This window comes from Enterobacter sp. MGH 38, assembly GCF_000492855.1.
Lineage (GTDB): Bacteria > Pseudomonadota > Gammaproteobacteria > Enterobacterales > Enterobacteriaceae > Enterobacter > Enterobacter hormaechei_C.
Genome location: NZ_KI535608.1, coordinates 1,932,418 through 1,957,067, shown reverse-complemented (window position 1 = coordinate 1,957,067; position 24,650 = coordinate 1,932,418). Strand labels below are relative to the sequence as shown.

General features: G+C 58.0%; 18 protein-coding genes. 6 read left to right on the top strand and 12 right to left on the bottom strand.

What is annotated here, in order from left to right:
- Nucleotides 1–8: 8 nt before the first annotated feature.
- The 4 genes from L384_RS02265 to L384_RS02280 are packed head-to-tail and all read right to left on the bottom strand — an operon-like array spanning nucleotide 9 to nucleotide 5,759.
- Nucleotides 9–1,334: a lysine N(6)-hydroxylase/L-ornithine N(5)-oxygenase family protein gene (locus L384_RS02265; RefSeq protein WP_023324923.1), complete on the bottom strand. Its 1,326-nt coding sequence runs from the start codon at nucleotides 1,332–1,334 to the stop codon at nucleotides 9–11.
- A complete protein-coding gene (iucC, locus tag L384_RS02270) occupies nucleotides 1,331–3,073 on the bottom strand; it encodes an IucA/IucC family protein (protein WP_023324922.1) in 1,743 nt (580 codons plus the stop codon). The genes L384_RS02265 and iucC overlap by 4 nt, the downstream gene beginning before the upstream one ends.
- On the bottom strand, nucleotides 3,070–4,017 hold the full coding sequence (locus L384_RS02275; protein WP_023324921.1) for a GNAT family N-acetyltransferase: 948 nt from the start codon (nucleotides 4,015–4,017) through the stop codon (nucleotides 3,070–3,072). Before L384_RS02275 ends, iucC begins: the two co-directional genes overlap by 4 nt.
- A complete protein-coding gene (locus tag L384_RS02280) occupies nucleotides 4,017–5,759 on the bottom strand; it encodes an IucA/IucC family protein (RefSeq protein WP_023324920.1) in 1,743 nt (580 codons plus the stop codon). The genes L384_RS02275 and L384_RS02280 overlap by 1 nt, the downstream gene beginning before the upstream one ends.
- 138 nt (nucleotides 5,760–5,897) lie before the next feature.
- Here L384_RS02280 and L384_RS02285 point away from each other — a divergent pair, with 138 nt between their 5' ends.
- Nucleotides 5,898–7,097, top strand: coding sequence for an MFS transporter (locus L384_RS02285; RefSeq protein WP_023324919.1), 1,200 nt, complete (start codon nucleotides 5,898–5,900; stop codon nucleotides 7,095–7,097).
- A gap of 3 nt (nucleotides 7,098–7,100) precedes the next feature.
- On the opposite strand, the gene mtfA is transcribed toward L384_RS02285, so the two are convergent.
- Entirely contained in the window at nucleotides 7,101–7,898 is a 798-nt protein-coding gene (gene mtfA, locus L384_RS02290) for a DgsA anti-repressor MtfA (RefSeq protein WP_003859539.1), read from the bottom strand.
- A 266-nt stretch (nucleotides 7,899–8,164) separates the two neighbouring features.
- Here mtfA and L384_RS02295 point away from each other — a divergent pair, with 266 nt between their 5' ends.
- The gene (locus L384_RS02295; protein ID WP_003859540.1) at nucleotides 8,165–9,067 is read left to right on the top strand and encodes an L-proline-binding transcription factor PsrA; all 903 of its coding nucleotides are present in this window, start codon (nucleotides 8,165–8,167) and stop codon (nucleotides 9,065–9,067) included.
- On the opposite strand, the gene L384_RS02300 is transcribed toward L384_RS02295, so the two are convergent.
- The 3 genes from L384_RS02300 to L384_RS02310 form a co-directional block, all read right to left on the bottom strand.
- A complete protein-coding gene (locus tag L384_RS02300) occupies nucleotides 9,039–9,827 on the bottom strand; it encodes a substrate-binding domain-containing protein (protein WP_023324918.1) in 789 nt (262 codons plus the stop codon). The two genes, L384_RS02295 and L384_RS02300, sit on opposite strands and share 29 nt — an antisense overlap.
- 6 nt (nucleotides 9,828–9,833) lie before the next feature.
- Entirely contained in the window at nucleotides 9,834–11,135 is a 1,302-nt protein-coding gene (locus tag L384_RS02305) for an MFS transporter (RefSeq protein WP_003859542.1), read from the bottom strand.
- A gap of 260 nt (nucleotides 11,136–11,395) precedes the next feature.
- Complete coding sequence (locus L384_RS02310; RefSeq protein ID WP_023324917.1) at nucleotides 11,396–12,691, bottom strand: serine hydrolase domain-containing protein; 1,296 nt, start codon at nucleotides 12,689–12,691, stop codon at nucleotides 11,396–11,398.
- Between the two features lie 95 nt (nucleotides 12,692–12,786).
- Between L384_RS02310 and L384_RS02315 the strand changes: the two genes are divergently transcribed.
- Nucleotides 12,787–13,692, top strand: a complete 906-nt coding sequence (locus L384_RS02315; RefSeq protein WP_032628314.1) for a LysR family transcriptional regulator — start codon at nucleotides 12,787–12,789, stop codon at nucleotides 13,690–13,692.
- Here L384_RS02315 and fumA read toward each other — a convergent pair.
- Nucleotides 13,681–15,330 (bottom strand): class I fumarate hydratase FumA, encoded by a 1,650-nt coding sequence (fumA, locus tag L384_RS02320; protein WP_023324915.1) that lies wholly within the window; start codon nucleotides 15,328–15,330, stop codon nucleotides 13,681–13,683. The two genes, L384_RS02315 and fumA, sit on opposite strands and share 12 nt — an antisense overlap.
- A 52-nt stretch (nucleotides 15,331–15,382) precedes the next feature.
- On the bottom strand, nucleotides 15,383–16,891 hold the full coding sequence (locus L384_RS02325) for an anion permease (RefSeq protein WP_023314425.1): 1,509 nt from the start codon (nucleotides 16,889–16,891) through the stop codon (nucleotides 15,383–15,385).
- Nucleotides 16,892–17,499: 608 nt separating this feature from the next.
- On the opposite strand from L384_RS02325, the gene L384_RS02330 reads away from it, so the two are divergent.
- Both L384_RS02330 and L384_RS02335 read left to right on the top strand, forming a co-directional pair.
- On the top strand, nucleotides 17,500–20,280 hold the full coding sequence (locus L384_RS02330; protein WP_023324913.1) for a flavocytochrome c: 2,781 nt from the start codon (nucleotides 17,500–17,502) through the stop codon (nucleotides 20,278–20,280).
- 58 nt (nucleotides 20,281–20,338) lie between these two features.
- The gene (locus tag L384_RS02335) at nucleotides 20,339–21,301 is read left to right on the top strand and encodes an FAD:protein FMN transferase (RefSeq protein ID WP_023314423.1); all 963 of its coding nucleotides are present in this window, start codon (nucleotides 20,339–20,341) and stop codon (nucleotides 21,299–21,301) included.
- Here L384_RS02335 and dcuR read toward each other — a convergent pair.
- Both dcuR and L384_RS02345 read right to left on the bottom strand, forming a co-directional pair.
- Nucleotides 21,282–22,001, bottom strand: a complete 720-nt coding sequence (gene dcuR, locus L384_RS02340; RefSeq protein ID WP_003859556.1) for a two-component system response regulator DcuR — start codon at nucleotides 21,999–22,001, stop codon at nucleotides 21,282–21,284. The genes L384_RS02335 and dcuR overlap by 20 nt on opposite strands.
- Nucleotides 21,998–23,614: a sensor histidine kinase gene (locus tag L384_RS02345; RefSeq protein WP_023324912.1), complete on the bottom strand. Its 1,617-nt coding sequence runs from the start codon at nucleotides 23,612–23,614 to the stop codon at nucleotides 21,998–22,000. Before L384_RS02345 ends, dcuR begins: the two co-directional genes overlap by 4 nt.
- A 153-nt stretch (nucleotides 23,615–23,767) precedes the next feature.
- On the opposite strand from L384_RS02345, the gene L384_RS02350 reads away from it, so the two are divergent.
- Nucleotides 23,768–24,631: an N-acetylmuramic acid 6-phosphate etherase gene (locus L384_RS02350; protein WP_023324911.1), complete on the top strand. Its 864-nt coding sequence runs from the start codon at nucleotides 23,768–23,770 to the stop codon at nucleotides 24,629–24,631.
- Nucleotides 24,632–24,650: the final 19 nt, after the last annotated feature.

The window sequence follows — 24,650 nt, the reverse complement described above, 5'->3', positions numbered from 1 at the left end:
TGTGTGTGTCAGTACTCGGTGGTCTTTATTAATGATTTAAAAACCTGGCTGCTCTCCGGGCTGGTGGTGCTCCGCCAGTGGATCACGCCGGGGGTGGTTGCCAGCTCAAACGGCTCGTCATCGTGAGCGCGATTCAAAATTCGCGCCGCGCGCCAGGCCATCAGGCTGAGCTGGGGTTCGGCAATACCGAGACGGTGCATCCCGGCATTCACGGCAAACAGGCGGTTGCTCTGCGGGCCGTCCCATTCAAGGGTAAAATCGTTGTTGATGCAGAAGGCTTCATCCTCATCCAGACGCAGTCGGGAAGAGAGCGGGGCGAGAAAAGCAGGCTGCACGGCGCGGTAGCCGGTGGCGAAAATCACCACGTCGCTTTCAAGCTGTTCGCGCCCGCCGTCCAGGTGATGCTGGATGCTGAGGCGAGGTCCGGTTTCCTGGCGCGTCAGCGCCGTCACCGAGCGGGACGGCATCAGGTGCGCCCAGGGTTTTTCACGCAGCACTTCGAAACGGTGGTACATGGCGCGGTAAATCGCCAGCAGGGACTCGGTGGTGATCCCGTCGGAGGTCATTTTCTGCTCCTGCAACATCTGACGTCGGGCGTCGTCATCGAGGGTCGAGAAGCTGTCCACATACTCTGGCGTGAAATACTCGTTAGCAAACGCGGCTTCATCCAGCGCGTTGTAGTTGTTGCGGCGCGACACCCAGTTGAGGCTCAGCGGCTGGCCCCATTCCCCACGGAAGATATTCAAAAACAGATCCGCACCGCTCTGGCCGCCGCCGACGACGGTGACGCGCTTGCCCGATAAATCCGGCGTGCGCAGCATCATTTCGCTGGCGTGGAAGCAGGTATCGTCCTGCGCGGTGACGCAGTCTGGCAGATTGATCTGCTTCCCAATCCCCACGCAGACGTGCCGCGCCAGGAAGCGATCCCGCTGGGTCACGATCTCAAACAGGCCGTTTTGCTCATCAAAGCTGACCTGCTGTACCTGCTGGCTGAAGGCCAGGTTGGTGAGGTTATCCGCCGCCCAGCACAGGTAGTCGGCAAACTCCTCGCGCGACACGGTGCGCTGCTCGGTGGTGAGGAAACGGTAGAACTTTTTGCGCTGTACCAGGTAGTTCAGGAAGCTGTGGCGGTTGGTTGGCTCTACGGCGCTGACCAGATCCTTCAGGAAGCTGGTCTGCATATGGCAGTCCGGCACCATCATCCCCGGGTGCCAGGAGAAGTGCGGCTTGCGTTCAAGAAACAGCGAGCTAAAACCGTCCAGCCCCTCCGCCAGCGCGGCAATACTGAGGTTGAACGGACCGATACCAATGCCGATGAAATCATAGGTTTTCATTGCGCTGACTCCCGGGAGACCAGAAAAAGAGGGTTATCAAGATCGCAGACGTAGTTCGGCAGCATGCGGCTGCCACCGTCGTGTTCAGAGAAGGTCAGTTTGACCGGGTTGAGGATCACGCGAATAATCTGCGGCTTAAACAGGTCGAACTTCGCGAAGCGCGCCGCAAGATCCGGATGGGCGGCCATATAACGATGTAACACCAGCGCCAGGATCTGATAGAAGCGGGTTTCATTCACGCCGCATTGCAGGGTGAGGCGGGATATAAAGCGCAGCACCGTGACAAAGTTGCCGGTTTGCAGGTCGTGGATGATGTAATCCGCGCTGAGGCGCGCCGTCACCGCTTTTACCTGCTCCGGCAGGCTCTGCGCCTGCGGGAAATCTTCATCCACCAGGCGCATATCGCCCTGGAAATCCTTCAGCAAAATGCGCTGCGGAACGTAATCTTTCATCACCAGCGTGACGTTCTGGCCGTGGGCGATGAGCGCCACCCCGTAGCGACAGAGCAGGTGATAGAAGGGGATCACCGTCGCCTCAAACAGCTTTTCCAGCCATGCGTCAGCGGTTAACCCCGAGCGTTTGATCCATGCGTCAATCAGCGGGCGCCCCTGATTATCGGTTTCCATCAGCGCCGCCATCAGCACCGCCTGTTCACCATCCTGTAAATAGCAGGATGGGTTCTCGCGCCAGATCACCCCCAGCATCTCCTGATAGCGGTACGGCGCCTCAGGCAATGCGGCATAACCCGGATGCGACAGATATCCGGCAGCGGGTTCGCCAAGCACCTGCGCCCCGGAGCGAATCAGCGTGGCATCGCTGGCAAACTGCTGCTGTAGCCAGCGCGAGGCCAGCGGACCGGCGGCAATATACTTGCCCGGAATACCGCGATAGCAGGAGGTGTTGTAGATGGTCAGCGGCAGCTTGATGTCATACGGCGCGCGACGGCTGGCGTTGGTCAGCGTGCGCAGGGACTGCTGCGCCAGATACTCATCGCCGAACTCACCCAGCTCCACCATTTCACCGCGTGCGAGCTGCGCCAGGAAATGAATGGCAATTTTTTGCTGCCACTGCCACGGGTGCAGCGGCACCGGCAGCCAGCTATCATCCAGATCCAGCTCCTGCCAGCGGGCGTCGAACCGCTCGCGCTCGGCATCGTCCATGGCGCTGGAGAGCAGGGCGTTAATATCGCAATCGGCGTCGCTGCTCCAGACCAGACGATCGCGCTGCACGGCGACCCAGTGCAGGCGAAAACGCCCGCGATATTCCGGCGCGTACAGGCGCAGGGCATCCAGCCCCCAGCCGCGGCGTCCCTTATTGAAAATAAACTTCGGGTGACCGCGCATCAGGCACTGTAGCTCGTCCGGGTCAAGGTGGATCAGCGCATCGGCATCCAGCGTTTCACGCGCCTGCAACAGCTGCATGTCGCCCCGCAGCGTGGCGTAGAGATCTTCCATGTGCTCCGCCGTTTGCGCGTCGCTCATCTCCAGTACGGTGGCCAGTTGCAGCAGCGCGTTTTCCGCTTCGACCGCCGCGCCGCTGGTGGTGGTCAGGGTATCAGGGTCAATATGCAGCCAGCCCCAGATCCCACGCGTGGCGCGAAACTGCCAGCACGCGTTGCCCATACTGATGCGCCAGTAGTCCGTCGAAACCGGCTCGGCGCGCAGGATGCGTTCATATTCCAGTTCGGCGAGGATCTTCGCCACCATCTCGCGGTTCACTTTCTGCCAGAGCGCGTTCACAGTTCCACCTCGTGGAAGAAGCGATGACGCTCGCTCATGATGAGGCGGGAGCGTTTGTGCGGGAAGTCGAACTCTTTCACCGTGTCGAAACCGGCGGACGCCAGATGGCGGAACAGACGCTGGTTGTCGAAGCGCGGTTCCGCCACAATGCGCGCCGTGCGCGGTTCATCGAGATACAGATAGTGGCTCAGGCCGCGCAGCCAGCTGCGGATACACTGCGCTCCGCGCCAGTTCTCTTCGCCCACCAGCATATGCAGCCCGCGGTCAAAGGGCTGCCAGCGATAGTGGCGGCCAATGCGGTCTTCCGCCGCCCAGTAGAGTTCAAAATAGCCGAATGGCTGATCGTCAAAGCAGCCGATCACCGGATAGCAATAGGTCGAGTCGAGCTGGCGACGCAGGTAGTTCTCCTGCTCGGCCTGCGGGCCGGCCATCTCCCAGAAAGCGTTCACGCGTGGGGTGTTCATCCAGCGGGTAAAACGCTCGCCGTCCAGCGCCACGTCCGCCACGCGGAAGCTCAGGGTGCGCTTAATCTGCGGATCGTAACGGCGATACACCTCGCCCTGCGGGCGGTGAGGGCGCAGCGGGAAGTACAGCTGACGGCTTTCGTCAAACTGCATTCCGCCGCTCGCCTGCGGGCGTTCGCCTTTCAGCCACAGCGGCAGCTGCCAGAAAATTTCACGCGCCAGATAATCTCCGTGAACGAGGCTAAACAGCGCCTGCGCCTGAGGTTCATCCTGCCAGGCTGCCCACGGCAGGGTAATGCCGGTCAGGGCGGGCGCGGCAACAAACAGCTGGTCGAGGGCGTCCACCAGCCAGCCGTCCGGGAGCCCGATCAGCCGCTCCATCACCGCGCTGCCGTCGAGACCCAGCGTCAGCGGCAGGTTTTGTTCCGTGACCGTGCAGCGAAAGCCGTAGCCGGAATGGACGATATTCGCGTTTGCCATCACGCCTTCTCCTTATAAAACGGGTTGCTGAAGTCGAAATAGATCACCGCCGGATCGACGATGGTGTTTTCGTTGCGATCGTGCAGATAGCAGAAGAAGTTGCCTTTACAGTTCCAGGTCGGGCTGTCGAGCACATAATCAAGGCAGCGGGTCTGCTTCGCCGTCGTGCGCAGTTCGGCCAGCGCGTCACGCACGCGGGACATCAGGTTCTCTTCGCTGTCGAAACCGGCAGCGGCGAGCGCGGCGGTGACGGCAAGGGTAGAGTTCAGCAGCAGGTAATAAGGGAAGTAGCGCAGCAGCTGGCTCTCACCGAAGCGGTTTTCAACTTCGGTTTCACCTGCCTCATTCAGCCACGCGTCGGCCCCTTCGGTCCAGGCGCTGCCCTGGCAGTCACGGTAGATCAGTCCAACGGGGAAATCCTGCTGCATCTCAACGAGGATATTTTGCTGGTGCGCCAGCAGGACCAGACCGTAGTCCGCCTCGGCGCTGAACAGCGGAAGCAATACGCGGTCGCAGTAGGCGTCCAGCCAGCAGCGCGCGGCCTGGGCGAGGGGTAAGTCCAGACGCTGGCTCAGACGACGCACCGCCGCGGCGAGCAGGCTGTCGCCGCCGTCCGGCGCGGCCTGGGTCAGGCTCACCAGCACGTTGGTTTGCGTTTCAGGGGTATCGAACAGCAGATTGACGCGCAGGGCCATCAGGCTCTCTTCCTGAATGACGCCGTGCTCATCGCGCAGCCCCGCCCAGCCGTCCTCCTGCATCACGCGCATGGTCGGGTAGCGCGCCTGAAGTTCCTGCCAGCGTGCCGTTTTCGCCAGCCGCGCCAGGCGCATGCCGCGCTTAACCTCTTTCACCGACAGCGTGCGCACGGAGTTGGTCAGCCGCACGCTCAGGGAAAACTTAATCATGTCGCTGTTGGTTTCACTGTACAGCGAGCGGGAAGAGCTGGTGGGTAGCCATGGCGCACCGGCTTCGCCCAGATCGCGCAGGGCGCCTTTTTCTACCAGACGCTGGCACCAGTCCTGCTCCAGCAGATAGTCGGCCTGCCATGGGTGCATCGGCAGTAGCCAGCAGGTGTCGGTGAAGTGACCGAGAAGAGCCGGCGCGCTCTGCGCTGCAAAGCGCAGCAGACGTTCCCGCAGGGAGACATTCAGGCTGTCGCCGGTAATCAGCTCATGCTCAACCGCAAACCAGCGCAGCGGGAAGCGGGAGGCGAAATCCGGCAGATAGCGACGCGCCTCGGCCTCGTTAAACGGCTCGTGCGACTTTGGGGCAGGATGAAAAGCATGGCCGACCAGCAGCGCCTGTTCCGCTTCGGCAAAGGTCAGCGGCTTATCGCGCAGGTTTGCCCAGTTGTGGCGTAAATCAATGGCCTGCCAGGTGTGTGTATGGCTTTCCAGGACGCGCTGCTTAAAGCGAGCCAGCGTATCGGCATCCAGAGCGCCTTTAACCGTCTCTTTTTCAATAATTAAATCAATCAGTTGATGGAATGTGACCGTGTCACCGCTGTCGCTGTCGGCCTGAATCAGCGTTGCCGGGAAACGATACTGGTGATGCTGTGTGGGGGAGAAATAGCGTACCGGAACCCGAATGGCCTGGGTTGGGGAGAGCGGGATATGAATCTGCGATAACTCATCCGCACGGGTTGCGGGAAGATAGTGCCAGTCCTTCGTTTCGCGCAGTAGCGCGTTCAAAAAACACTGGGCCGCAACATCTGTACCGGCGGAGCGGGGCAGAGTACGCATAGTTGTACCTCATTCCATGACTGATAATAATTCTCGTTATGATATTCATTCTGTTTACAGTGGCAACTATTTTTGCAATATTTGTTTTCATAAACTTCATAATTTCCACACATTTATTGACATTATCTTCACAATTTTATGCGCACCCGTACCGAGAATCTCACTGACGTTGTGGCCCCCAAAGCTAACTGGCCCCTGGCACTGGGCGCCGGTTTATTAGGTATTGGACAAAACGGTTTGCTGGTCATGCTGCCGCAGCTGGTCTCCCTGACCGGATTGTCGCTCTCCGTCTGGGCCGGGCTGTTGATGTTCGGCTCGATGCTCTTTTTACCCGCATCGCCTTGGTGGGGACGCCAGAGCGAGCGGCACGGCTGTAAGATCGTTATGCTGGCCTCGCTGGGCGGCTACCTGGCGAGCTTCGTCGTGATGGCGCTGGTAGTCTGGGCGATGGCGAACGGCGCGCTGAATGCCCTCTGGGGAATGGCGGGCCTGGTTCTGTCGCGCATGCTGTACGGCCTGACGGTATCAGGGCTGGTGCCTGCGGCCCAGACGTGGGCCATTCAACGCGCGGGGTTGGATAAAAGGATGGCGGCGCTGGCGACGATAAGCTCTGGCCTGAGCTGCGGGCGTCTGCTGGGCCCGCCTCTTGCCGCGCTGATGCTCGGCGTCAGCCCGGTCGCACCGCTCTGGCTGATGGCGCTGGCGCCGTTGATCGCGCTGCTGCTGGTGCTGCGCGAAGCCGCCGATCCCCCGCTGCCGCCGGTGGCGCACCAGTCGACGCGGTTACAGGCCTCCATGCTGCCTTTCCTGGTGCTGGCGCTGCTGCTGGCAGCGCTGGTCAGCCTGATGCAGCTTGGCTTATCGCCGCATCTTCATCCGTTATTCAATGGCGATGCCGTGCAAATCAGCCATCATGTCGCGCTATTGCTGAGTCTGGCCGCCCTGGCGACCCTGGCGGCGCAGTTTCTGGTGGTACGCCCGCAGCATTTTACCCCGAGAGTTTTACTCTTAATTGCCGCAGTGCTGATGGTGGCGGGTCTTGGGCTGATGTCTCTCGCCAGTTTAGCCCTATTCTACGTGGGCATTGTCATCACTTCGCTGGGGGCCGCCATGGCAACGCCGGGATACCAGCTTTTGCTCAACGATCGGCTGACGACGGGCAAAGGCGCAGGGGTGATCGCCACCAGCCATACGCTGGGCTACGGGGCCAGCGCGCTGCTGGTACCCGTGGTGACGCGCTTTTACGGTGAGCAGTTTTTGATTACTGCCGCATGGGGAATGGCACTGCTGTTTCTCGCGGTGAGCGTGTGGGTACGATCGACCGATCGTACCCCTTAAACATTAGTGGAACGGATGAGAGGATGTGCTGGCTGCGTCCTCACTTTGCCGCAGACGCTGGAGTGGATCCTGCTGATAAAACTGGCAAAAACGCTGCCACAGCGCCGGGAAGCGCGGGGCAAAAAGCTCAGGTGCGCTAAAGAAATACTCGGACAGCACCGCAAAGCACTCGGCGGGATCGGTCGCGGCGTAGGCATCAATGCTGGCCGCGCTTTCACCCACCAGGTCGATCTCATCCTGAATGTTTTCCATCGCCGCGTGCAGGTCGTGCTCCCATCCCGCGACTTCACGCAGCGGGATCAGCGGCACGCCGCTGGCGCGATCGCCGTTACGGGTATCCAGCTTATGCGCCACTTCGTGAATGATCAGGTTGAAGCCCGAGGCATCGAACGAGTCTTGAATATCCAGCCAGTTGAGGATGATTGGCCCTTGCTGCCAGCTCTGCCCGGACTGCACCATACGCTGGTTGTGCACCAGCCCGATGTCATCCTCCCACTCATCATCGACGATGAACGGCGCCGGGTAGATCAGCACTTCGTGGAAGCCATCCAGCCATTCGATACCCAGCTCCAGCACCGGCAAGCAGAAGAGCAGGGCGATGCGCGAATTTTTAAGCGGATCCAGTTCGAAGCCCTGTAGCGGTACCAGCCGTTTTTGCTGTAAAAAACGCTCGGCCAGCTGAATCAGCTTTGATTGCTCTTCAGGCAAGAGATTCGCCAGCACGGGGATCGCCAGAGCCTCATCCCAGGGGAGCGCCATATTTCGACCAGCGTCGTTCGTTTTCCAGGGCCACTTAATCATCGCTTTGCTCGTTACTCGCACGTGAACAAAATGGAAAGGTCAGGGGCTGTTAGCATGCCAACATACTCTGTTAAGCAGTATGACACTCCTCATCGGCTGCATGCAGAGTGGCGGCCTGTTTAAGAGGAATCCAGCCCGCATAAACTATCACTATGTGCCGTCAGGTTGATAGCGCTTTAGGGGTATCCCCTTCATTTTGTGAAGTATGTCGTGCGCGGCTATGATAAATCTCTTCTTACCCTACCGTGCTTAAGGATCCCGTCAGTATGCCCGTCAATTTTGACCTCAACGATCTCTATGCCTTCCGCGCTTTACTGGAATACGGCAATTTCCGTCTTGCGGCAGAATCTATCTGCCTTTCCCAGTCGGCGTTGAGTCGCAGAATTGAAAAGCTGGAGGCGGCACTGGGGACAAAACTGTTCGACAGAACCACCCGGCGCGTCACGCTGACCCTGTATGGACAGACCTTTGCCGACCGGTGCGGGCAACTGCTTGCTGACGTGGAGTCCATGCTTTCGGATATCGATAAGGCCAGCGAAGAGCGCACGGGGCTAATCACCGTGGCGACGGTGCCGTCAGCCGCCTGTTACTTTATGCCGGATGTGATCCGCCGCTTTCAGTCCCGTTACCCCCGCGTGCGCATAAAACTGATCGACAGCAGCGCCGGAAATGTTATCGAGGCCGTCACCCGCGGACAGGCGGATTTTGGTATCTGCTTTGCCCGGAGTTTGCAGCCCGACATCGAGTTTGTCCCGCTGGTGGAGGATGTCTACGTGGCCGCCTGCCGACGCGACAGCCCGCTTGCAAAAAGAAAAAGCCTGACGTGGCAGGCTTTTTATCAGCAGGATTATATCGGTCTGGATAAGACCTCCGGCAACCGCAATCTTCTCGACCAGCGGGTCGGGCATATTCGGCCTGAGCGCCCCAGCATCTGCGAAACGCGGCACGTGACGACCATGCTGGGGATGGTTGAAGCCGGGATCGGCATTGCGGCCGTTCCCGCCATGTCAATGCCCCGCGCAGAGCATTCGCTGCTGACGTCGGTACCTTTAACCGAGCCTGAAGTCAGGCGAACCGTGGGGCTGATCCGCCGCCGCGGTCGGATCCAGTCCTATATTGCTGCCGAACTCGAAACGCTGATTACCGAGCAGTATCGCGAGGTGCACTGACGGGCGTTAAGCCCGTTGCCGTAATGACGCTGGCGGCCTGTGGCGAGGCGAGAAAAGTCAGCAGCGCTTTTCCCTGTTCAGGATGGTCGGCCTTCTGCGTTACGGCTCCGGCGAAACGGGTAATGTACTGCATGTCGTCAGGCAACTTACCGACAAACGTCACCCCCGGGACCGGCAGAAGCTCGCTCACCTGCTGAAAGCCGAGGTCGTATTTCCCTTTTGCCACTTCAGACGCCACCGGGATACGCTCAACCCGGTGCGCTTTATCATGGACCTGGCCGTCTATGCCCAGCTTACGGAACAGCTGGCTCTCAACATACCGGCCGCTGGCGCTGTCGGAATAAGCCATGGAATGCGCCTTCAGCAGCGTTTGCCGCAGGGCAGGCACCGTACTGATATCCGGCACCGGCGCGCCCGCTTTGACGACCATCCCGACGGGCGAATCCGCCAGCTCCACGCGGGAGCCCGCCGCCGTCCTGCGATCCTGTTCCAGTTTCGCCAGCGCATCGCCCACCATAATCACCACGTCCGCTTTTTCGCCCCGGGCGAGCCGGGCCGGAATGGCCTGCGGCGTTTTGCCCATCGACGGGCCGGAGATCACAATGAGCCTGTCGCCGCTTTGCGCTTCGTACTGCGGCGTCAGCTTCTCCAGCGCCGCTTTGAAGCCGCCAGAAATCATCACCGTCACATCCTGCGCAAGCGCGCCCGCGCTGAGGGTGGCGAAGGTCAGGGCGGCAATCACCGTTCTGAATGTAAGCATGAGGGATCACTCCTTAACGGCAGTTTGCAGGATTAACGTGCGACGACGATAGAGATAGAGCGTTGCCAGCAGGGCGCAAACGGCGGCAAAGCTCATCCAGTAGCCCGGAGAGGCTTTGTCGCCGGTGTACTCAATTAAGGCAGTCGAAATCACCGGCGTGAAACCGCCAAAGACCGCCGTTGCCAGGCTGTAAGCCAGCGAGAAGCCCGCCACGCGCACCTCTGCTGGCATGATCTCAGTCAGGGCCGGGATCATCGCGCCGTTATACAGACCGTAGAGGAAAGAGAGCCACAGCAGCACGGTCAGCATCATTGAGAAGCTCGGGGCTGCCGCCAGCATCGTCAGCGCCGGATAGCTGGTTGCCAGCGCCAGCAGCGTCATGGCGATCAGCACCGGTTTACGCCCGAAGCGATCCGACAGCGCGCCGCCCACCGGCAGCCAGATGAAGTTGGACACCGCCACCAGCAGCGTGACCAGAAGACTGTCCGACGCGCTGAGCATCAGGACTTTTTTACCGAAGGTCGGCGCGTAAACGGTGATCAGGTAAAACGCGGTGGTGGTCATCGCCACCATCAGCATGCCCGCGACGACGACCGGCCAGTTGGCGAGCAGCGTTGTGAAGACCTGACGCATCGCCAGATGGTGGCGACGGGCGCTGAATTCCTCGGTCTCTTCGAGCTTGCGGCGCAGGAAAAAGATGAACGGCACAATCAGACAGCCAAACAGGAACGGAATACGCCACCCCCATTCGCGAATGGCACTCTCTTCCAGCACCACATTCAGCGCGAAGCCCATCGCCGCCGCGATCATAATGGCGACCTGCTGGCTACCTGACTGCCAGCTGGTATAGAAACCCTTGCGGCCCGGCGTGGCGATCTCCGCCAGATAAACCGAAACCCCGCCCAGCTCGGCACCTGCCGAAAAACCCTGCAACAGGCGGCCGGTCAGCACCAGCAGCGGTGCCCACAGGCCAATGCTCTGATAAGAAGGGATCAGCACAATCAGAAAGGTTCCGGCGGCCATAATCGACAGGGTGACGATCAGCCCTTTACGGCGGCCCACTTTATCAATGTAAGCCCCCAGCACAATGGCCCCGATCGGACGCATCAGGAAGCCCGCGCCAAAGACGGCGAAGGTCATCATCAGTGACGCAAATTCACTGCTTGCCGGGAAAAAAGTATGGGCGATGTAGGTGGCATAAAAGCCGAACAGAAAGAAGTCGAATTGCTCAAGAAAGTTGCCCGACGTGACGCGGAAAATCGCGCCCGCTTTCGCACGAACCGTTGCAGGTGAGGTTGAGGAAACCATGATTATCTCCAGTTTTATAGCGACGTTATGCTCGTCTGTTTCTGAAAACTGGATCAGGAAGTGGAAATTAATAAGCGCAAATAGCGCATAAACCGATGCGTGTGGTGCATTAATGACAATGCGTTGACCAGTATTTACATATTCAACAATAACTTAACATTTCGATGATCTTTTATTTACCACATTTCGCTAAGTCGCTGATATATCAGTTTTGTGACACCGCGCAGATGAGAAGCCAGGCGGGGCCTGGCTTGGGATTATCAGCGCAGCGCGTTCGCAATCGCGCTAAACATCAGCGACGCTTCCAGCGGCTGGGCGCTGAATGACGGCTCTGCCTGCGGCCAGGTGGACCACTGGACGATAACCAGATTTTCTTTCTGATTAACCATGATCATCTGCCCAAAAATACCCAGCGCCCACAGGGAATCCTTCAGCGAATTTTCGACTTTCGGCTCCACATTTGTGGCGGTGACTGGCACTTCGTTGTTCCACCACTGGTAGCCGTACAACCCCTTCGGATGCGCCTCGGACACCGATCCTTTGGCCTGTGTCCAGGCTGAGGACTGTTTCACCCAGCCCTCGGGGAGGATCTGCTTTCCGTCCGGCAGGGTACCGTTATGCAGGATAAACTCCCCGAAACGCCCCCAGTCTTCCAGCGTGGCGTTGAACCCATGCGCACCCACGTCGTGCTGGCCTTTGCTGTAGGCATGCCACACGCCGTCGCTCGCCATACCGTACGGCTGCCAGATGCTTTTCTCCAGATACGCCGCGAGCGTCATGCCGGTGGCGCGCTCAAGCACATCGCCTAACAGCCAGGCACCACCCGAGGAATAGGACCAGTTTTCGCCCGCCGGGTGTTCACGGTGTAACCCCTTCACCAGGGTGCGCACACAGTCGTAGGTGCCCGGTTTCGCTTCGCATTCGGTAAGCCGGGCGAAGTCAGATTGCGCGTTGGTGTAATCTTCAGTCCACGCCACGCCCGAGGTGTGGGTGATGAGCTGTTTCAGCGTTACGCCCTCCCAGGCGGTGCCTTTTAAATCCGGTTCGTATTGGGTGACAAGGTCGTCCAGGGAGTGGATTTTCCCTTCTTTAATCGCAACACCCACCAGCGCGGAGACCACGGATTTGCCCACGGAACGCGACGTCCAGAGCGTAGAGTCGGTATTGCCTTCTCCCAGATATTTATAGGCCACTTTGCCATTTTTCAGCACCAGCATGCCGCTGACGTTCTGGCGTTTCAGGTAATCCTGAAGATTGTAAATCTTACCCTTCACCTGATAGCGGGCATCGGTGAGCGGTTTTTCTGCGGGCAGCAGTGGCGTAGCGTTGCCGTGGCGGAACACATCGCCCGCGTAGTTGCGGTAGTCATTGCGAAAGCCCACCACGCGATCGGCCTGGCTCCAGGTGAGCATGGTATGTGCGTCCGGGAGTCTGGCATCGAAAGGCGCCGGACAGGTCGTGAGTTCGGTACCGTTGCAGGCCGCCATGACGGCGGGCGAGAGCAGGCTGCTGATAACCAGCGCCGCGAGCAGCGTGCGGTTTGTTTTGATTTTCATATTTATCTCGTTTGGCTCAGGAAGGACTTCAGTTTAAGAACCTGAGGCCTATAATAAAAAACGCGTTATGGGGGAAAATCCCCCGGAAAAATCGCGTGGAGAATGACGTGGCATCACTGATCTATTCCTTTGCCCAGCTTGAGGCGTTCACCGCCGTCGCTGAGCACGGCAGCCTGATGAAGGCGGCCAGTAAACTCGGCAAAGATCGTACAACCCTGCGGGATCTGATCGATTTCCTTGAGGATGGGCTGGGCTACGCGCTGTTCCTGCGGGAGGGGCGTAGCCTGCGCCTGACGCCGGAGGGGGAGCAGCTTCAGCGGCAGGCGCACCTGCTGATGCGGCAGGTCAAAGCGTTTGAGGCGTTTGCCCGTACGGTACCGGACAGCGCGAAGCAGGACATTGCCCTCGTTTACGATCCGTTCACCCCCAGAGCCTTTTTGCAGGCGCTGATCGCTACGCTGGCGACGAAAAAGATCCGCCTGAGCCTGACCAGCGCATCGCGCGATGAGGCGGAAGCCATGCTGGCGAACGGTCAGGCCGATCTGGGGATCTGCCAGGCGCGCAACCGCAGCGTGGGCAATGAGATGGAGTGGCGGGCGCTGGGGGCGATCGAAATGGATTTTTACGCCGCAACGGCGCTTTTTGCGGAGGTTGCGTCGCCGGTGTCGCTGCTCGCTCTCTCTCTGGTTCCACAGGTGGTTATGCATGCCGCGTCAGACGAGCCGGTTGCCCGTCGCCTGCAAATTTCAGGGCACACGCTTTTCACTAACGAACTGGAGATGCTGCGCGGCCTGCTGGAGCAGGGCTGCGGCTGGGGATTTTTGCCGACCCATCTTCACGCAACGCAGTGGAAAAACGTAAAAAGGCTGCCCACCGAAGTGGGCAGCCAGGGGATAAGCCAGACGATGGTCACCATCTGGAAGCCGGGCAGCGACAAGCGCGGGTTGATCAACGATACGCTCTCGCAGCTTCCGGCGTTATGGAAACGCTCAGCGCTGTGAGCACCCTTTGCACTGTTTATTCTGGATCTGCTGGAAGAAGTCGTTGCCTTTGTCATCCACCAGGATAAACGCCGGGAAGTTCTCCACTTCAATTTTCCAGATGGCTTCCATTCCCAGTTCAGGATACGCCACGCACTCCAGACTCTTGATGCTGTTTTGCGCCAGCACCGCCGCAGGGCCGCCGATGCTGCCGAGGTAGAAGCCGCCGTGCTTATGACAGGCGTCGGTGACCTGCTGGCTGCGGTTACCTTTGGCCAGCATGATCATGCTCGCACCGTTGGATTGCAGTAAGTCTACGTAGGAGTCCATACGCCCGGCGGTGGTTGGGCCTAAGGAGCCAGACGCGTAACCTTCTGGCGTTTTCGCCGGGCCTGCATAGTAAATCGGGTGATCTTTAACGTACTGCGGCAGTTCTTCCCCGTTGTCGAGCAGCTCTTTCAGCTTCGCATGAGCGATGTCACGCGCCACGATGATGGTGCCGCTCAGCGACAGGCGGGTGGATACCGGGTGCGCGGAAAGCTGCGCCAGAATGTCGGGCATCGGCTTGTTCAGATCAATGCTTACCACGTCGCCTTCTCCCTGCTGGCGCAGGGATTCAGGAATATACTGGCCCGGATTGTGCTCCAGCTTCTCAATCCAGATCCCCTCGCGGTTAATCTTCGCCTTGATGTTGCGGTCAGCGGAGCAGGAGACGCCCATGCCGATCGGGCAGGAGGCGCCGTGGCGCGGCAGACGGATTACGCGAATATCGTGCGCGAAGTATTTCCCGCCAAACTGCGCGCCCAGGCCGAGGTTTTGCGCTTCCTGAAGCAGTTCCTGCTCGAGCTGGACGTCGCGGAACGCCTGGCCGTGCGCGTTGCCTTCGGTTGGCAGGCCATCGTAGTAGCGCGCAGAGGCGAGCTTGACGGTTTTCAGCGTGGCTTCCGCAGAGGTGCCGCCGATAACGAAGGCGATATGGTAAGGCGGGCAGGCCGCGGTGCCCAGGGTCCGCATCTTCTCAACCAGATAATTTTTCAGCTTCGCCGGGGTGATCAGCGCTTTGGTTTCCTGATACAGATAAGTTTTGTTGGCGGAACCGCCGCCTTTCGCCATGCACAGGAATTTATACTCGTCACCATCAACGCTGTAGAGGTCGATCTGCGCGGGCAGGTTGGTGCCGGTATTCACCTCTTTATACATATCCAGCGCCGCGTTCTGCGAGTAGCGCAGGTTGTCTTCAATATAGGTGTTATACACGCCCTGACTCAGCGCCGCTTCGTCGCCGCCGCCGGTCCAGACGCGCTGGCCTTTCTTACCCATAATGATTGCCGTACCGGTATCCTGACAGGTGGGCAGCACGCCTTTCGCCGCAATTTCGGAGTTGCGCAGGAATTGCAGGGCAACGTACTTATCGTTCTGGCTGGCTTCCGGATCGTTAAGAATGGCGGCAACCTGCTTCTGATGAGACGGACGCAGCATAAACGCGGCGTCGTGGAAAGCCTGCTGCGCCAGCAGGGTCAGGGCTTCCGGCTCCACTTTCAGCACTTCCTGACCGTCGAACTCGGCAACGGAGACATGCTCTTTGGTCAGCAGATAGTATTCGGTGTCGTCATGCGCGAGAGGGAAGGGGTTCTGGTAAATAAAGGGTTTGTTTGACATAGCTTGCTCCACAAAAATAAAACCGCCGGAGGATATGTCCGGCGGTCAGGAATCAGAACATCATGGACATCCACGGGTAACCAATCAGCAGCAGGGCCGCCAGGAAGATGGCACCGAAGATGGTGCCGAGGCGCCAGTAGTCTTTGGTTGGCAGGTAACCGCTACCGTAGTAAATCGGACTTGGACCCGTACCGTAGGGGGTAATGATCCCCATCACGCCCAGTGAGGTCACCATCAGCAGGACGAACACTTCCATATTCATGCCCGGAATGGTGGAGGCGATGGTCAGCATCGCCGGCAGCAGCGCCGTGGTGTGCGCGGTGGTGCTGGCAAACAGGTAGTGCAGCAGGTAGAACGCCAGCAGCAGGACGATGGTCGCCACGCCCGGAGAGATACCGCTCATCAGCAGGCCGCCTTCTTTACCCAGCCAGCTGATAAAGCCGGTGGAGGAGAGGCCGTCCGCCAGCGCCACCAGGGTGGCGAACCACACGAAGGTGTTCCAGGCGGCTTTGTTGCCGGTGATGTCGTTCCACTCCAGTACGCCGGTCCACAGCATCAGGCCGACGATGAGCAGGGCAGCCATCGCGGGCTCAATCCATGCGGCGGCGAAGATCCACATCAGCAGCGCACAGCACACGAACACCAGCAGCAGGATCTCATTGCGCGACAGTTTGCCCAGTTTTTCCAGTTCACGGGTCGCCCACAACGGTACTTCGTTGTTTACCTTCACTTCCGGCGGGTAGAACCAGTAAGCCAGCAGCGGCATGGTCAGGATCAGCAGAATACCCAGCGGCAGGAAGGCGAGGAACCAGGTCCCCCAGGAGATATCAATTCCGACCGTGCTTTTTACCAGCGCCAGCGCCAGCAGGTTAGGTGCCAGAGCGGAAAGGAACATCGAGCTGGTGATACAGGCCGCGGTAATTGCCACCCACATCAGATACGAACCGATTTTGCGCGCGCTTGGGTCGTTGGGTTTTGAACCGTACAGCGGCGGCAGGTTGGCGATGATCGGGTAGATGGTCCCACCGCTGCGCGCGGTATTGGACGGGGTAAACGGGGCCAGCAGCAGGTCTGCGAAGGTAATGGCGTAACCGAGCGTCAGGCTGCGACGGCCCAGATATTTCACCAGTATCAGCGCCAGGCGGCGGCCGAAGCGGGTTTTGTCGTAGCCTGCGGCGAACATAAAGGCACCGAAAATCAGCCAGACGGTGGAGTTACCAAACCCGCTGACCGCCCATTTAAAGGAGGCGCCCGCCAGCTTGAATTTTGGGTCAGCCAGCTGTTCCGGGCTAAAGAGCACCCACTGGCTGCACAGCGCAATCGCCACGACGCCGGTAAGACCGATCACGGCGCCCGGCAGAGGTTCGAAAATCAACCCGACGATGACGCCAACAAAGATGGCGAAGTAGTGCCACGCATAAGGCGGCAGCCCGTCCGGAACGGGAACAAACAACAGCAGGACGGCAACAATGACGGGCAAAGCCATCATCAGCAGTCGTTTTGCTGTTCCATTTGATGCCAGATTCGCCGCAGGAGGCGTTACAGCAGTTTTTGTATTCATAGTTTCACGTCTTAAGTTGTCAAAAATTCGTCGTACAGCGAAAACACAAATTCGATTGCTTTATTCGTTTTGCTTTTTTTAGTTATTTAAGGTGCGTTTTTGTGTTTTCAGTAATAGCGATTTAACGCATTTTTGTTTGCGCTAAATAAAAAATGATGATGTTTTTATATTGCTCTTTTGAATGCCATAACTATTGATCACGATCAAAAAAACGGAACTGAATGGCTATTTTTATATTTTTTATAATAACCACTCTGAGTAGTGTGGTTATTCGCTGATTTTACGCATTTTATGTATCAAAACTATAACATTTAAATTTTGGTGCTTTTTCTTGTTGTTGTTTTATTTGGTTTTTTGGTAGTTGTGGTGTATTGGTTTGACCTTTTGTGATTTAACTTTTTTTAAATTATTGTGAACGAGTAAAACATTCGCGCTAACACCAATGTGTTATTAATGTTATCGAAGGGATTAAATAGTTTATTAACTAACGTAATGGCTTTATAAACTAAAAAAAGCTTTATATTACTATCATGACATCGGCAAAAAACACGAAATAAAAAATCATCCCGATAACGAATTCTTAATTTTTAAAGTTTGGAGTTTCTATTATGAGCACTAACGAACGTATTTTAAGCCCCTTCACATTACCGAATGGTACTGAACTGAAAAACCGTTTGTTAATGGCCCCGATGACAACCTGTACCGGTTATTACGATGGCACCGTGACCAGCGAGCTGGTGGAGTACTACCGCGCCCGCGCGGGCAGCATCGGCACCATCATCGTTGAGTGCTGTTTTGTTGACGATCTCGGCCTGGCGTTCCCGGGCGCAATTGGCATTGATAACGACGAGAAAATCGCCGGGCTGGCAAAAATCGCTGACGCCATCAAGTCAAAAGGCTCCAAAGCCCTGCTGCAAATCTACCACGGCGGCCGTATGGTCGACCCAAAACTGATCGGCGGTCGCACGCCGGTTGGCCCAAGCGCCGTTGCCGCGCCGCGTGACGGTGCCGCCACGCCGGTTGCCCTGACCGCGGAAGAGGTGGAAGGCATGATCGGCAAGTTTGGCGAAGCCGTGCGCCGCGCAATTCAGGCCGGGTTCGACGGCGTCGAAATCCACGGGGCGAATACCTATCTGATCCAGCAGTTCTTCTCCCCGAACTCCAACCAGCGCGACGACGAGTGGGGCGGCAGCCGCGAAAACCGCGCGAAATTCCCGCTGGCGGTGCTGGACATTACCCACAAGATGGTGCGCCAGTACGCGGACGACGCGTTTATCATTGGCTACCGTTTCTCTCCGGAAGAGCTGGAAGTCCCGGGCATTCGCTTCGAAGATACCCTGTATCTGCTGGAAAAACTGGCCGCGCGCGGGGTGGATTATCTCCACTTTTCCCTTGGCGCCGCCCTGCGTCCTTCTATCGTCGATACTCAGGACCCGACGCCACTTATCGAAAAATACTGCGCCATGCGCTCAGACACGCTGGCTCAGGTACCGGTGATGGGCGTTGGCGGCGTGGTGAATGCCACGGATGTGAATGAAGCGCTGGATCACGGTTACGACCTGATTGCCGTTGGTCGTGCCACCATCGCCTATCCGGACTGGACCGATCGCATCGCGGCGGGCGAAAGCCTGGAGCTGTTTATGGACAGTACCCGACGCGAAGAACTGAGCATCCCGGAACCGCTGTGGCGCTTCTCGCTGGTGGAAGCGATGATCCGCGACATGAGCATGGGCGAATCTAAATTCAAACCGGGCACCTTTATTGAAAAAGTGCAGGACGATGCTAACGAACTGGTAATTAACGTCAGCCTCGAAACCGACCGCATCGCCGATATCGAACTGGCCTCCGGCCCGAGTGAAGACGTCGAGTTTGTCACCAGCTTCGAAGAGATCCGTACCCGAATTCTTGATGCCAACACTCCGCACGTGGATGCTATCACCGGCGCGACCAGCCAAAGCGAGGCGGTGAAAAAAGCGGTCTCGAAGGCGATGCTGAAATCCAGCAAAGCGCTGGCGGCAGAAGAGGGCGCTGACCCGAATGAGACTAAAAGCGTGGACGTGGTGGTGGTCGGCAGCGGCGGCGCCGGTCTGGCGGCGGCGATTCAGGCTCACGACGAAGGCGCGAGCGTGCTGATCGTTGAGAAAATGCCGACTATTGGCGGGAACACCATTAAAGCCTCTGCCGGGATGAACGCGGCGGAGACCCGCTTCCAGCGCGTGAAGGGCATTCAGGACAGCAAAGAGCTGTTCTACCAGGAAAGCCTGAAAGGCGGTGGCAATAAGAACAACCCTGAACTGTTGCGTCGCTTTGTCGAGAACGCGCCGCAGGCCATCGAATGGCTGGCAACGCGCGGCATTATGCTGAACGACATCACCACCACCGGCGGGATGAGCATCGACCGTACGCACCGTCCGAAAGACGGTTCCGCAGTGGGCGGGTATCTGATCAGCGGCCTGGTGCGTAACGTCAACAAGCGCAACATCGAGGTGATGCTGGATACCTCCGTGAGCGACATCATCTTCGAAAACGGCGAAGTGACCGGCGTGCGTCTGACCACCGAAGAGAACGAAACCCTCACCGTGGCAACCAAAAGCGTGATTGTCGCAACGGGTGGCTTCAGCGCCAACAGCCAGATGGTGGTGAAATACCGTCCGGATCTGGCAGGGTTCGTTACCACTAACCACAAAGGGGCGACCGGGGGCGGTATCGCGCTGCTGGAGCGTATCGGTGCGGGCACAGTGGATATGGGCGAAATTCAGATCCACCCAACCGTTGAGCAGAAAACGTCGTATCTGATTTCCGAATCCATCCGCGGCGGCGGGGCGATTCTGGTAAACCAGCAGGGCAACCGATTCTTTAACGAAATGGAGACCCGCGATAAAGTCTCGGCGTCAATCATCGCGCTGCCGGAGAAATACGCTTACATCGTCTTTGACGAGCATGTTCGCGTCAAAAATAAAGCCGCGGATGAGTACATCGCGAAAGGGTTTGTTACCAGCGCCAGTTCGCCAAAAGCCCTGGCGGAAGCGCTGGGGATGGATCACCACCAGTTCCTGGCAACGCTGGAACGCTACAACGGCTTTGTGGAGAAACAGCACGATGACGACTTTGGACGTACCACCGCGCTGCGTGCGCCAATCAACGAAGGGCCGTTCTACGCCATTCAGATTGCACCAGGGGTTCACCACACCATGGGCGGCGTGACCATCAATACCGATACCTGCGTGCTGGACAGCAACCATAACGTATTGCCGGGAGCGTTTGCTGCGGGTGAGGTTGTTGGTGGCATCCACGGCGGTAACCGCATCGGCGGTAATGCGGTGGCAGATATCATTATTTTTGGTACGCTTGCAGGACATCAGGCGGCTATGCGTTCGAAAACACGGTAAGGCTCCTGTTTCCCCGGCGGCGCGGTGCCTGCCGGGGCTACACCTGAGGACTCATGCAATGCCTGATAGCCATCGCGTTTACAGCTACTCCGCCGTTCTGATGGGATCGCCCATCCTCCTGAAACTCTTTTCGCATGACGAAGCGCTTGCCTCCCGCGTGTTTCGCCTGATCAAACAGTACGAAGATCTGCTCACCGTTAACCGTGCGCACTCCCAGGTAATGGACATCAACCATGCGGCCGGCCAGCATCCGGTTGCCGTCAGTCGTCCGGTGTTTGAGCTGATCCGCTGCGCGAAAGCGGCAAGCCTGCTTAAAGACAGCGCCTTTAACCTGGCGATCGGCCCGCTGGTGAAATGCTGGAAAATTGGCTTTAAGGGGGACGCGGTACCGCCCGCGGACGAGATCGCCGCCTTGATGGGCATCACGGATCCTGCGGACGTGGTACTGGATGAAGCCAATAGCAGCGTGTTTCTTACTCGCCAGGGAATGGAGATCGATCTGGGTGCTATTGCTAAAGGCTATATCGCCGACAGGGTGCGGGATTACCTGCATAAAGAGGGCGCCGAACTCGGGTTGATCAACCTTGGCGGCAACGTCCAGACGTTAGGTTCGCCGGAGGGCGGCTGGCGCGTCGGCCTGAAAAAACCGTTCGCCGGTGACGCGCTGATTGGCGCTATGACGGTAGAGAACCGGTCGGTGGTGACGTCAGGCACCTATGAGCGCTATTTCGAGCAGAACGGCAAACGTTATCACCACATACTTGACCCGCGCACCGGCTACCCGCTGGATAACGAACTGGACAGCGTGACGATTATTTCGCCAGACTCTCTCGACGGCGATATCTGGACCACGCTGATCTACGGCATGGGTGTGGAAAAGGGCTGCGCCGCGCTGCGTTCGCGCCCCGATATTGAAGCCATTTTTGTCACCAAAACAAAAGAAGTGGTGATCTCCTCGATGCACCACTTCCGTTTTACCCTTCTGGACGACAGCTACCGAATTACTGGCAGTACTGTTTGAGCAGTCCGACCTGTTCCGGCTGCAAACGGTAGCGATATACCGGTCGGCCGGTAGCGCCGTAATGAATGCTGGTGAACAGGATATTAATTTGCGCCAGCCAGATCAGGTATTTGCGGCAGGAGACGCGGGAAATGTTGACCGCATTCGCCAGATCGTCGGTGGAAAATTCTATCTCCGGATGGCTGTCGATCCACTGGCAAATGGTGCGCAGCGTCTGCGGCGTTAGGCCTTTCGGTAATTTTTTGCTGTCAGCCAGCTCCGGCGCGCCGCCGTGGATCAGCCTGTCGACGTCGGCCTGTTCATAATACTGATGCGATCCCATCAGGCTGCGCTTTGCCTTCCAGCCGTTCAGCGCCTCTTCAAAACGCGGGAACTGGAACGGTTTAATCAGGTAATCCACCACGCCATAGTGCATGGACGTCTGGATTGTTGCGGCGTCGGAGGCCGACGAGATCATGATGACGTCAATCGGGCGACCCGACGCGCGAATGATGGGGAGCAGATCCAGCCCGTTATCCTGCTGCATATAGACATCCAGCAGCACCAGATCGATCGGCTGGCCTGGGTTGGCGATCAACGCCTCGGCCTGGTTGAGCGTGGAAGCGACGCCGCAGCAGCTAAAACCCTCAACGCGGTTAACATACAGACGGTTGAGGTCGGCTACCATGGCGTCATCATCGACAATTAACACATTTATCACGCGATATTCCTCTCGCTATCCCAGGGGATCTGAACAAAAAATTGGGTAAATACGCCAGGTTCAGACTCGACGGTAATATCTCCGCCCAGATTCTGGATCTGCTGACGCGCAAGGAACAGCCCAACGCCGCGGTTTTCACCTTTTGTTGAGTAGCCCTTTGTAAAAATAGCCTCCAGCCGCTCGGGATCAATACCGGGACCGTCATCGCTGACCTCACCGCTCAGCCAGCCGTTCTGATAATGCAGCAGCAGGCCGATCTCGCCTTCCGGCTGGCCTTCCATCGCATCCAGGGCATTTTCGATTAAATTGCCCAGCACGGTGATCAGCACCGCAACCTGCTCTTCATTGGCGGTGTCAGGAAGCTGACTCTCCTCCGCCAGCGTCAGGGTCACTCCAGCCTCTTTGGCGCGGTTAATTTTACCCAGCAGGAAACCCGCAATGACCGGCGATTTAACTTTGCGCTGTATCGCGCCGATATCCGTCTGATAATTCTGCGCGGTCTGGATGATGTACTCCTCCAGCTTATCGTAGCGCTTCATGTGCAGCAGGCCGAGGATCACGTGCAGCTTGTTCATAAACTCATGCGTATGGGAGCGCAGGGCATCAACATAGTTGACCATGCCATCGATACGCTGCATTAACTGGCTGATTTCGGTCTTATCGCGGAAGGTGCTGATTGCCCCGATCACCTGATTCTGGCTTTTCACGGGGACCATGTTGCACAGCAGTAGCCGTCCGTTACAGCCGATCTCCTGATCCTGGCGAGCAATGCCGGTTTTCGCCACTTCCCGCAGGCTGGCCAGCAGTGGTTCGCCGCTGCTCTCGGAGTGCTCACCCGAGCTCAGGAGCAAAATCTCTCTGGCGGTGTGGTTAATCATCGTCACGCGCCCGTGCATATCCACGGCCATCACGCCTTCGCGCAGGGACTGCAACATGGCCTGGCGCTGCTCAAAGAGGGCTGAGATCTCGTAAGGCTCCAGCCCAAAGAGGATACGTTTCAGAACCCGGACCAGACCCCAGATCGCCACTGAGCTCATCAGAACGCTGAATAAGATGGTCCACACGGCGTTGAGCCGCCCGCGGGCAATCTGATCTTCAACTTTATTCAGCGAAATACCCACCACCACCACGCCGATCTGTTCGTGCTGGTCGTCATACACGGGCGTAAAGACGCGCAGCGCTTCCGCGAGCGCACCGCGGTTAACGGAGACGTTCTCTTTCCCTTCCAGGGCGGGCGTCAGATCGTCGCCAATAAAATGCAAACCTAACAGCGCTTCGTTTGGATGGGAATAACGGATCCCACGCAGGTCGGTGACCACGGTAAACAGCAGGTCGTTGCGCTTCGTCACCGCCTCGGCAATCGGCTGGATGATGCCAGCCTGCGGTGATTCCATCAGGCCACGCTTGATCTCCGGGCTGTCGGCCAGCGTCCGGGCGATACCCAGCGCGGTATCTTTCACGTCATCGCGCGTGGCGCGGGTGATCTGCACAGAGTAGAGCGCGAAGACCACCAGCAGCACCGAGCCGATAATCGCGCACACCATCAGCGTAACCAGCGTATTCAGCTTCATAGGGCGCTTGCGCGTCGGGGGGAAAGGCTGCAAATCGCTCATTAACACTCCGCGATGAAAAAGAAAGGGCTAATTATCGCTGATGACGGGCGTTTCATAAAGCCATGTAAAGAGAGGCGTTTCGTGAGCCTCCTCTCAGGTGACCTATATAAAACACTTTATAGTGTGTGGGTACTCATAATAAGGAGGCAGTTTATGAGCATTATGCTTACCGGTACGGCCAGGGAAAGACGGCACGCCAGCACGATGAACATCGACAGATTATCGACGCTGGATATGCTTAACGTCATACACCAGGATGACGCACAAATCACTTCTGCACTTACCCCTCACTTAAGTATGCTGGCTCGCGTGGTGGATAACGCGGCGGCGACGCTTAGCCACGGCGGACGTCTGGTGCTGACCGGCGCGGGTGCGTCCGGACGCATGGCTGAGCAGGCGGCAGAAGCGTTTGCGCCGGGCAAACACCCCGTCATTGCGTTAACAGCAGGTGATAACGCCGGAAGCTACGCGCGCGGCGTTGCCGACCTTCAGACGATAGAATTTGGCGAGCATGACATGATGCTGGCGCTGTCCGTCAGCGGCAAAACGCCATGGGTTTGGGGCGCGATGCGTCATGCGTGGTCTCTGGGCTCAACGGTTGCGCTCATTACTGAGGATGCGCAAAGTGAAGCGGCGCAGCTGGCGAGTATGGTCATTGCTCCCGATCTGGGCGCGGATGTGGTGGCCGGGTATACCAACGCTAAAGCAGGCATTGCGCAAAGCATGATCCTGCATATGATCACCACCGGTCTGGCGGTACGGACAGGACGGGTGTACAGCAACCTGCGCGTTGATCTGGAGGCAAGCAACACCAGATGGGCCGAACGACAAATTGCCATTGTGATGGAAGCGGGGGGATGTAGCCGGGCGCAGGCGAAGGCCGCGCTGGAAAGCTGTAACCACCAGTGCAAAACGGCGGTACTGATGGTGCTGACGGGTCTGAATGCCTGGAAAGCGCATGAATTGCTGGCGCAGAATAACGGGTTTGTTCGCCTGGCCTTGCAGGAAGCGCCATAACATTTCAGCGTCAAATAAA

Excerpts from the sequence above, each read along its gene's own strand:
- L384_RS02295 (WP_003859540.1), top strand. The coding sequence starts at position 8,165 with ATGCCCGTCAATTTTGACCTCAACGATCTCTATGCCTTCCGCGCTTTA.
- L384_RS02305 (WP_003859542.1), bottom strand. The coding sequence starts at position 11,135 with ATGGTTTCCTCAACCTCACCTGCAACGGTTCGTGCGAAAGCGGGCGCG.
- L384_RS02300 (WP_023324918.1), bottom strand. The coding sequence starts at position 9,827 with ATGCTTACATTCAGAACGGTGATTGCCGCCCTGACCTTCGCCACCCTC.
- L384_RS02330 (WP_023324913.1), top strand. The coding sequence starts at position 17,500 with ATGAGCACTAACGAACGTATTTTAAGCCCCTTCACATTACCGAATGGT.
- L384_RS02280 (WP_023324920.1), bottom strand. The coding sequence starts at position 5,759 with ATGCGTACTCTGCCCCGCTCCGCCGGTACAGATGTTGCGGCCCAGTGT.
- L384_RS02265 (WP_023324923.1), bottom strand. The coding sequence starts at position 1,334 with ATGAAAACCTATGATTTCATCGGCATTGGTATCGGTCCGTTCAACCTC.
- L384_RS02345 (WP_023324912.1), bottom strand. The coding sequence starts at position 23,614 with ATGAGCGATTTGCAGCCTTTCCCCCCGACGCGCAAGCGCCCTATGAAG.
- mtfA (WP_003859539.1), bottom strand. The coding sequence starts at position 7,898 with ATGATTAAGTGGCCCTGGAAAACGAACGACGCTGGTCGAAATATGGCG.
- L384_RS02275 (WP_023324921.1), bottom strand. The coding sequence starts at position 4,017 with ATGGCAAACGCGAATATCGTCCATTCCGGCTACGGCTTTCGCTGCACG.
- L384_RS02325 (WP_023314425.1), bottom strand. The coding sequence starts at position 16,891 with ATGAATACAAAAACTGCTGTAACGCCTCCTGCGGCGAATCTGGCATCA.
- L384_RS02350 (WP_023324911.1), top strand. The coding sequence starts at position 23,768 with ATGAGCATTATGCTTACCGGTACGGCCAGGGAAAGACGGCACGCCAGC.
- L384_RS02335 (WP_023314423.1), top strand. The coding sequence starts at position 20,339 with ATGCCTGATAGCCATCGCGTTTACAGCTACTCCGCCGTTCTGATGGGA.
- L384_RS02310 (WP_023324917.1), bottom strand. The coding sequence starts at position 12,691 with ATGAAAATCAAAACAAACCGCACGCTGCTCGCGGCGCTGGTTATCAGC.
- L384_RS02285 (WP_023324919.1), top strand. The coding sequence starts at position 5,898 with ATGCGCACCCGTACCGAGAATCTCACTGACGTTGTGGCCCCCAAAGCT.
- fumA (WP_023324915.1), bottom strand. The coding sequence starts at position 15,330 with ATGTCAAACAAACCCTTTATTTACCAGAACCCCTTCCCTCTCGCGCAT.